This is a genomic window from Vannielia litorea, assembly GCF_018424695.1.
Taxonomy (GTDB): domain Bacteria; phylum Pseudomonadota; class Alphaproteobacteria; order Rhodobacterales; family Rhodobacteraceae; genus Vannielia; species Vannielia litorea_A.
On the sequence record NZ_QTNQ01000133.1, the window covers coordinates 1 to 6518 of the forward strand.

Consider the following 6518-nt stretch of genomic DNA (forward strand, 5'->3'; position numbering starts at 1 on the left):
CCTGGCCCCCTCCGCCATGCCGGCCTTCCAGTGCATGAGCGGGCGCAGGCGCGAAAGCTCCACCGGCTTCGTCATCACGGTGAAATCCTGCTCCGCGCCCGCCTGGGCCAGTTCGGGCGAGCGGTCGGCGGTGATCATGATCGCGGGCACATGGGCCCCAGTGGCCTCCCGCACCGCGCGGATCGCCTCGGTGCCCAGGTCAGCGCCGTCCAGCTGGTAATCGGCCAGCATGATGTCAGGCGGCACCCCCAGATCGGCCAGCATCCCAAGCGCCTCCGCCGTGCCCCTTGCCCCAAGCACGCTTGCGCCCCAGCGCTCCAGTTTGCGCGTGGTGGCGTCCAGAACAGCCGGGTCGTTCTCTACCACCAGCACGATCAGGTCCATATCCGGCAGGCTGCCTTCCCGCGGCGCCATTTCGGCCTCCTTCGCCGCGGCCGGCGGTGCCACGGCCTCCATCTCGATGGAAAAGACAGAGCCCACCCCGGGCTTTGAACGCACACCCACCCTGTGACCGAGGTGGCGGCAGGTCCGATCCACGATCGAAAGGCCCAACCCCATGCCGCTGCCCGGTGGCACGTTATCGGCCCGGGTGAACTCTTCGAATATCCGCCGCTGGTCCTTCCGCGAAATCCCGATCCCCGTGTCCCAAACCTGCAGTTCCACCTTGCCGTCCGGCTTGCGGCGACACCCCACCAGCACCCGCCCGCTCTCGGTGTATTGGATCGCGTTCACCACCAGGTTCTGGATCGAGCGGAAGAGGTAGCGCTGGTCCGACCGCACCCAAAGGCTGCAGGGCACCGCGCTGAGGCGCACGCCTTTTCGAGCGGCAAAGGCCTGCTGATCCTGCGTCACCGTCTGCATGACAGACCACAGAGACACCTCGGTTGGGTTCAGCTGCCCGGTAGAGCTTTCCAGCCGTGAAATATCGAGCAGCGCGTGCAGCAGCTGCTCCATCGAGGTAAAGGCCCCTTCCAGCCGCTCCACCGTATCGGCCATCGGGCTTTCGCGGCTCATGTCGAAGAGTGTAGAAATCAACAGCTTGGCGGCGTTGATCGGTTGCAGCAGGTCGTGGCTTGCGGCGGCCAGAAAGCGGGTTTTCGACGAGTTCGCCGCCTCCGCCTCCTCCTTGGCCAGACGCAGCGCCTCCTGCACCCGCGCCAACTCCTCGAACTGCGCGGTGAGCCGCGTGTTGGCCCGGGTCAGTTCCGCGGTGCGCTCGGCCACCCGCTTTTCCAGCAGCTCCGTGGCGCGGTATTCCAGCGTCACATCCTTGATATCCACCAGAAAGCCCCGGTCCGGCAGCGCGTGGGTGTGCATATCGAGCACCCGGCCAGAGGCGTGTCGCAAAGTCTGGCGCAACCGCCCGTCATTGCCGGCGCGCTCCATCCAGCCGTCAAACAGCGCCATGTTCTCGCTGTCGATCAGGTAGTTGCCCCGAATGAAGCCCACCACCTCTGTAAACAGCGTGCCCGATTGCACCAGCGTGTAGGGCAGCCCCAGAAGCTCGCGAAACCGGTCGTTGTGAAGCGTCACCGTGCCCTCGGCGCTTACCGTGCAGAGGCCAAGGCTCATATGGTCGATGGCGGCCTGCAAGTAGTGCGCGTGCAGGTCGATCAGCTGTGCCTTCTCCGAGCGGTTCTTGCGCACGATGTCGGTGATCTCGGTCTGGAGCACGATCACCGTCTCCCCGCCCGTGCCCTGCTGGCTGATCTGAAACCACCTGTCGCCGCGCAGCGCGATCACGAAAGACGACAGCGCCGTATCGCTCCCGCCACCCTGCCGCTTGCGCAGCGGCGGCGCCACCTGCTCGTCGTCGGGCTCCAGATGGGCCGAATGTTCCATCGCGTCGAAGTAGTCCGACAGCGTCAGCCCGGGCCGGATGCGTTCGGAAATATCCGGCAGCAGGCTGCGAAAGAGGTCGTTGCAGATCCGCAGCCGACCCTCCTCGAAAAGCGCGAAGCCCCCCTCCATGACAGAGAGCGCATCGGTGAGGTTTTTCTGGCTGCGTTCCCGATCATGGCGAAGCTGGCTCAACTCGCTGGAGGCGCGCTCAAGATCGCGCGTCTTGGCCCAGACCTGCCCCTGCAAGGCGATGGCGGACTGAAAGGCGCTGTAAGCCTGGCTGCCCACCTCGTTCTGGCGGCCCGCGCGGCGGACCAGTGCGGCGATGATCTTGGCCTGCTTCTCGACCTGCACCTCAAGCGGATCATCCGGGTCGATCATCAGTGCAGCGCCCGCTCCTTCGGCTCAAAGAAGGCGACGCCCACGAAGGTCTGGTTCACATGCACGCCGCAATGCTGCTCGCCATAGGTGTTGAAGCCCAGCACCTTCCGGTCGCGCAGCACCTCCGAGGCCTGGCGGGTGAGCTGCTTGTGGTCGATTTCGATCCGCCTGAGCACGCAATCGAAACCAAGGATGAACTCCGGCGACCGCCCGCGACCGTCGCGCAAGTCAAGCTCCTGAGCCATGGTCTTCACAATCTCCTGCCCCTTGCCAAGCGTCAGCAACAGGCCCTCGTCAATGGCACTGAGAAAGGAAAGCGCCCCGCCCTCCTGCACCTCTTGGATGGCACGCACATGGTAGAGCGCCGAGTTGCGCACCAGCACCGGGTTCTCGGCAAAGACCTGTGGCGAGAGCGCCTCGCGGGGCACGCCCACCAGCCGGGCGTATTCATCCGCCGCCGGCGCACCGTTGATCTCGTATACCACGCGCTCCTCGGGTTCGGCGCCCGTCACCACCATCTGGTGGCCGGTCGGCAGGAAGTGGTCAAAGCCGATCCCAGAGAACTCCAGATCGGTCTCCAGCATCAGCACCAGCGCCGCGTTGGTATGAAACTTGCCGCCGTGCAGCACCGAGGTCTGCTTGAAGTTCAGCCCGTTGGCCGCGGAGCCGCCGAAAATCGGCATCTCGTCCAGACCGGCTTCCAGGGCGGCCACCAGCATGTCTTCCTGCTTCGAAAGCCCGTCGGTGATCGTGAGCGCCAGCCGGTTCCAATGCGCGGTCCGCTGAAATCGCGCGTCCAGCGCCCGGGCATCATCCGTGATCCGCTGGATCGACAGGGGTTTCAGCGGTGCGATCAGTTGGGAGGCGCAGCGGAAATGGCTGCGCGGAAATGCGAGGGCCAACAAGGCATCGTTTTCGTAGCCATCCGGGGTGATCTGCCCTGCGGTCGTGCAGCCGAACACGAGGCTGCCCGCGAGATGGGCTGCAACGCCCGCCTCCACATCGGAAAGCTCCAGCGCCTCCGGCACGAAGAGCAGGATGAAGCAGGCTTCCCGTGGCAGCAGCGCCTCGGCCACCTCCCGCACAGCCTCGACACCGCCCAAGGCATGGGAAACGGCCACACCTACCAGCGCGTCCCGCTCCTCCCCTGATCCGGCCTCCCTCACCTCAGTTGCTCAGAAACGCCTGCGCGTCGCTCTGTTCGCCGGCCCCGCCGCTGCCGTCGAGGTTCGCGCTTTCAACAAGCACGGCGGCCTGGGTGCGGTTCTGCACGCCAAGGCGCCGCAGCAGCGCGGTGATATGCGCCTTCACCGTGGCTTCGGCAAGATCCATCTCATAGGCAATCTGCTTGTTGGGCTTGCCCACGCAGATCAGCTTCATGATCCGGGTCTGCTGTGGCGTCAGCTCGGCGATCCGGCGGGCCACTTCCTGCGCATCGCGCACCTGTTGCGGCGTCTTGCGCACACGGGTGAAACCCTTGGGCAGGTAGGTCAGGCCGCTGCGCACCTCGCAGAGCGCCGCGCGCAGGTCGGCCATTGGCGCATCCTTGGGCACGAAACCCGCCGCGCCCGCATCCATCACGGCCTGGATCACCTCGTCGCTGGTCAGCGACGAGATCACCACCACCGGCACATCCGGCAACCCCTCCCGCAGCCGCAGGAAGCCGCTGATCCCGGTAACATCGGGCAGCTTCAGATCGAGCAGGACCATGTCAGGCCGAAAATCGCGCGCCAGCGCCTTGATCCCCTCGCCAAGCGTGGTCGCGGTCACGATCTCGCAGCCCTCGAACACATGGCGCAGCGCCGATTCAAGAGCCGCCCCATAAAGCGGGTGATCGTCGATCACCAGCACCGAGCCGATAGCGCACGGTCGTCGCTCAAGCGCCTCATGTTTCATGATTAGTCCTCCCTGTTCAGGAGGCTAGCAGGAAAAATTCGCACTGTGCAACAACGTCGCAGCGGTTGAAACCCTCGGCAGATTTCCGCCACAGCGTGCAAAGAACCACCCGGAGGCAGGCCCTCGCCCCCCTCCGGCGTCATCGCTTGGCGGCCCGCCCCTTCAGGCGTCGGCCAACACGCCCTTCTGCTTGGCCACATGGGTCGCAATCGCGTCCATCAGCGGCGGAGAAAGGCAGTCATAGGGCTCCAGCCCAAGCTCCCTGAGCCGGGCTCGGATGCCGTCCATCCTGTCGGGATTCACCCCGCTCTCGATGATGGATGAGCAGAAGGCGGCAAACTCAGGCGCCGACCAACCGCTCTGATCGCTCAACTCGGTGTGTACGAAATCAAGGCCATGGAACGGATGGCCCTCGTCCTCGATCCGGCCATACATATGCGCACCACAGCCCGAGCAGGCGTGCCGCTGGATCGCGGCAGACGGGTCCACCACGCTCAGCTTGTTGGCGCCCTGCGCCACGGTCACGGCATCCCGGCCCACCACGGCGATCTGGCTGAACACGGCACCATCGGGCTTCCAGCACTTGGTGCAGCCACACACGTGGTTGTGGGCGGTCTGGCTCCCGATCTCGACCACGACAGGGTCGCTCTTGCAGAGGCATTTTATCGTGCCTCCACTGAAACTCGCGCCTCCGGGCGCTACGCCGCCGTCAACGGCCGGATGTATCTTCACTGTATCGTTCATGGCAGGCTCCTCCTCCTTGCCGCCGAACAGTCTGGACCACAGACTCATGGGTCTTCTCCCCCTCTTAGGGTCGGCCGGAATGCCCCCTCGCATCCCCGCTCTGGTGCCATGATGGTGCGATGGCAGCCGCCGTCTGGCAATTCAGCCAAGAGTCTCGGTCTGTCGGGCCAGCAGCGCCCGCGCAATCGGCCTCGCCTCGGGCCTCGCTCCGCCCTTGCCGAAGAGTGCCTCATCGAGGCGGGCCATCGCATCCCGCGCCTGCGCGCTGCCGCCGTCCTGCTGGATCAGCGCGGCCCCCGCCCGCCTCATCGCGGCAAGGTCGCCAGCGCGGGCCGCCCGCCGGATGCGCCAGCGCAACGGATCGGCAAAGCCGGGCCGCGCCCAGCTGCGCTTCCAGAGCAGCGTCACGAGCGCCGTAAGCGCGCTGACGGCAAGGACCAGGCCTGCAAGCCCCGAGCGTTCGGCGCCCGGCGCGCCCGGCGGTGGCACACCGCGCACGGGCGCTGCATAGGCCACCCGTTGCGCCCCGATCCGCACCTGCCGCGCCATCCGGGCCTCGGTGTCATACCACGCGAACTCCATCGGCTCGGTGATCGCCGACACCCCGTTGCCCGGCTGAATCGTCCAGCGCCAGAACGCGATCGAAACCGGCCCCTCCGGCGAAAGCTCCACCAGCCGTTGCTCGGGGTGCGCAAAGACAAGGCCCGAAGGCGAGCGCAACTCGGGCATCGGCGGGATCATCTGCGGTGCAGTCCCCATTGCCGCAACCCGCACGATCCGAAGCACCCCCTCGCCCTCGGCCAACTGGTCCGGCGCATTCGACCAGCTGTCAGACACCTGAAGCCGCCGCGCCGGAAACCACCAGTCACCGACCTCCGGGGCAGGCTCCACATTAAAGCGGACGGGGGCGGAAGCCAGATCATGGTCAAACCAGTCGTCGTTCTCGTCGATGAGGGTGAGATGATGGGTGAAGGCCCCGATCTCCAGCGCACCCGCCGCCTCGGGAAACAGCGCCATCCGCCGACGGAAGTTCTTCACCGGCTGACCCCGCTCACGGGTCTCGTACCAGTAGTCCTCGCCGAGTTGCATCCACGCAAAGCCATCGAGCTCCGGCTGCTCCAGCTTCTCCCGCGCGATATGGCGGCGGTAGATGCCGTGGATCGTCACCAGAACCATCTCCCCGGCAAAAGGCGCGGTATCCCTCTCTTCCACCGTCACCGTCAGCTCAATGTCGCCCGGGCGGACCTCGGCGCTCTGCGCCAAGGCCGCACCCCCCAGCATCAGCCATGCCACCAGAGCCTTCATTGCGGATCCTCGGCCTCGGGCTGGCCCTCGCCTGCCCGCGCCCGGCGCTTCGCCTCATGCCGGATGCGCGCGGCGAGGAAGGCACCGGGCACGTCCTCAAGCGTCTCCAGCCAGCGCTCATCGGCGGTGATGAACTTGTCATCGAACACCTTTCGCACCTCGCGCGCGCCGCCGCTCAACACCTCTGGAAGGCCAACCAGCGCGCCCACATTCGTCACCTCGGTGCCCTGCCCCGCCGCCCGCGCGTTGCCCCGCGCCTCGAAGCTCTCCACCGCCTCGCCGCGCTGGTCACGCTCGGTAAACCACTCCACCACCGAGCCCGCCTCAAGCGCCAGCCCGGCGTAATAGGC

The 6518-nt window shown here is 66.2% G+C and carries 5 protein-coding genes and 1 pseudogene; all 6 read right to left on the minus strand.

The features are described 5' to 3' along the window. A partial coding sequence (locus tag DYI42_RS22700; RefSeq protein ID WP_213549240.1) for a PAS-domain containing protein occupies window positions 1-2223 on the minus strand: 2223 nt, incomplete at its 3' end. Continuing rightward, window positions 2223-3389 (minus strand): FIST N-terminal domain-containing protein, encoded by a 1167-nt coding sequence (locus DYI42_RS22705; protein ID WP_342344728.1) that lies wholly within the window; start codon window positions 3387-3389, stop codon window positions 2223-2225. The genes DYI42_RS22700 and DYI42_RS22705, both read right to left, overlap by 1 nt. A gap of 1 nt (window position 3390) precedes the next feature. Continuing rightward, window positions 3391-4119, minus strand: a complete 729-nt coding sequence (locus DYI42_RS22710) for a response regulator (protein ID WP_213549243.1) — start codon at window positions 4117-4119, stop codon at window positions 3391-3393. 162 nt (window positions 4120-4281) lie between these two features. After that, window positions 4282-4911, minus strand: a complete 630-nt coding sequence (gene gfa / locus DYI42_RS22715) for an S-(hydroxymethyl)glutathione synthase (protein ID WP_440870662.1) — start codon at window positions 4909-4911, stop codon at window positions 4282-4284. A gap of 93 nt (window positions 4912-5004) precedes the next feature. Continuing rightward, complete coding sequence (locus DYI42_RS22720; RefSeq protein ID WP_213549245.1) at window positions 5005-6168, minus strand: BatD family protein; 1164 nt, start codon at window positions 6166-6168, stop codon at window positions 5005-5007. Then, window positions 6165-6518 (minus strand): annotated as a pseudogene (locus DYI42_RS22725) (hypothetical protein); the annotation flags it as partial. The pseudogene DYI42_RS22725 and the gene DYI42_RS22720, both read right to left, overlap by 4 nt.

Excerpts from the sequence above, each read along its gene's own strand:
- DYI42_RS22710 (WP_213549243.1), bottom strand. The coding sequence starts at position 4,119 with ATGAAACATGAGGCGCTTGAGCGACGACCGTGCGCTATCGGCTCGGTG.
- gfa (WP_440870662.1), bottom strand. The coding sequence starts at position 4,911 with ATGAGTCTGTGGTCCAGACTGTTCGGCGGCAAGGAGGAGGAGCCTGCC.
- DYI42_RS22720 (WP_213549245.1), bottom strand. The coding sequence starts at position 6,168 with ATGAAGGCTCTGGTGGCATGGCTGATGCTGGGGGGTGCGGCCTTGGCG.